At 39.1% G+C, this 2,187-nt stretch carries 3 protein-coding genes; all 3 read right to left on the minus strand.

Annotated features, from left to right (window positions below; genetic code table 11):
• The coding region (gene phnE / locus OQ279_RS18585) for a phosphonate ABC transporter, permease protein PhnE (RefSeq protein ID WP_266071360.1) at positions 1-709 on the minus strand (709 nt) is incomplete at its 3' end.
• 47 nt (positions 710-756) lie between these two features.
• Positions 757-1,569, minus strand: a complete 813-nt coding sequence (phnE, locus tag OQ279_RS18590; RefSeq protein ID WP_266071361.1) for a phosphonate ABC transporter, permease protein PhnE — start codon at positions 1,567-1,569, stop codon at positions 757-759.
• The coding region (gene phnC, locus OQ279_RS18595; RefSeq protein ID WP_266071362.1) for a phosphonate ABC transporter ATP-binding protein at positions 1,566-2,187 on the minus strand (622 nt) is incomplete at its 5' end. The genes phnE (OQ279_RS18590) and phnC, both read right to left, overlap by 4 nt.

The following is a 2,187-nucleotide window of genomic DNA, read 5'->3' on the forward strand; positions in this document are numbered from 1 at the left end:
TGACTGTTACAACAACAATGATCATCAACAGGATAAGCCCCATTTCCTCCCAGTTTCGATTCATTTTCGCAAATACAATTAATGTTCCTATACCTCCTGCTCCGACGATCCCGAGGATGGTTGAAGCACGCACATCGATTTCAAAACGATAGATGGCATAGGAAAGAAATTCAGGTGTAATCTGCGGAAGGATTCCATGAACTAGTATCTGCAGCTTGTTAGCTCCATTCGCTTCCATGGCTTCCACCACATTTGTATCGATAGATTCCAGAACTTCAGAATACAATTTCCCTAGCATTCCTGTAGAACCAATTGCAATGGCAAGGACTCCCGCAAAAGGCTTTGGTCCGACAACAACTATAAATAAAATGGCTAAAATGATATCCGGGAAAGCACGGATTGCACTTAGGATCCATTTTCCAATTGTCGTTAATACTCTGTTATTTGTCATGTTTTGCGCATCTAAGAAACCAAGAGGAATGGCAAGAATAGCTGCCATTAAAGAGCCGGCAAAGGCGATATAAATCGTTTCCACCATGGCTGCCCAAACATCTGATAGAGCTGACCAGTCAGGATCTAAAAGTTTGGGAATAATACGGGCATAATTGTTAGTCATCCGTTCTACAGCTTTGGCAAAGTCAATATCAATCCCCATAAATGTCCAAATATAGATCCCGGCTAAAATAACCCCAATAAGGATATTTCGCACTGTCTTAAAAGTTGAACGCTTCGGTTTAGGAGGTAAATTATGCATCATCAGACAATCGCCTCCCTTACTTTTGTACTAATATATTCAATGATTACCACCAATGCAAAAATGATAATAATAATACCCATTGCATTCGGATATTCATAGAACTTGATCTGCTGATCAAGGATTTGTCCAATTCCACCGGCACCTACTAACCCTAATACAACAGAGGCACGGATATTAATTTCAAAAACATATAAAACAAATGACGTAAATTGAGGCAGTACTTGCGGCACAACAGCATAGTAAATAGTTTGAATTGTATTCGCTCCAGATGCTTGCATCGCCTCTAAAGGATTCATATCAATTGCTTCAATCGTTTCACTTATTAATTTGGCTAGTAATCCTAGGGAAAAGATAACCAGTGCGATAATACCAGGTAATGCTCCAATCCCGAATAACGCAACGAAAATAACAGCAAGTACCAGATCTGGAATCGTTCTTAAAATATTCAATAAAAAGCGGACAATATTATAAAGAATTTTATTGGTTGTAACATTATTGGCTGCCAGTAAGCTTAATGGAATACAGAGAATTCCTGCAGCTGTCGTTGCAATAATAGCCATCTGAATTGTTTCAGCTAAAGCTGGCCAAATGGCTTGAAATAGGCTTAAATTAGGCGGGAAAAATTTTTGAAATAGCTCTCCCATATTTCCAATTCCATCAATAAACTCAGTTATTGAAGATTCTGTTTTAAAGGAACTAAAAAGGTAGAATGCTAGTACAATAAAGAAAATAACTGTAACTCGAAACTTGGCTTTTAAGGGAATAACCGAAGGTGACTGGGTACTGGTTTTTTTTATTTCTTTTTCTGTCATGCCTCAGTCCCTCCGCGAAGATCACCTTCACGTATTGTTCGGCCATATATTTCTTCAAATGTTTTTTCAGATACTTCTGAAGCAGGGCCATCAAATACGACCTCACCAGCTCGCATACCAATAATACGATCCGCGTATTCCATCGCCATATCAATAAAGTGAAGATTCACGACCGTTGTAATATTATCTTCTTGATTGATTTTCCTTAAATATGTCATAACTTGGTGAGAAGTAGGCGGATCAAGTGATGCAACAGGTTCATCTGCCAGGATATACTTCGGCTTTTGAGTAAGCACACGCGCTATACTTACACGCTGCTGCTGTCCGCCGCTTAGTTCGTCGGCACGATTGTATATTTTTTCTTCAATATTTACACGCTTAAGGCTTTCATACGCAAGACTGCGGTCCTCTTTGGAGAATAAATTGAAGAGTGAACGCAATGTGCCAGTGTGACCAAGCCGGCCAGCTAATACATTTTTAAAGACATTGGAACGTTTTACAAGATTGTAATTTTGGAAGATCATTCCGACTTTTGTGCGGAGGCTGCGAAGTCTTTTCCCTTTATGGTTTAAAATATTTTCATTATCAACTAATAGTTCGCCTTCAGTCGCTGTAACA

The sequence above is a fragment of the Salinimicrobium profundisediminis genome (assembly GCF_026241755.1).
GTDB lineage: Bacteria > Bacteroidota > Bacteroidia > Flavobacteriales > Flavobacteriaceae > Salinimicrobium > Salinimicrobium profundisediminis.

What these genes read in the sequence shown, in the direction of transcription:
- phnE (WP_266071361.1), bottom strand. Translation starts at nt 1,569, where the DNA reads ATGACAGAAAAAGAAATAAAAAAAACCAGTACCCAGTCACCTTCGGTT.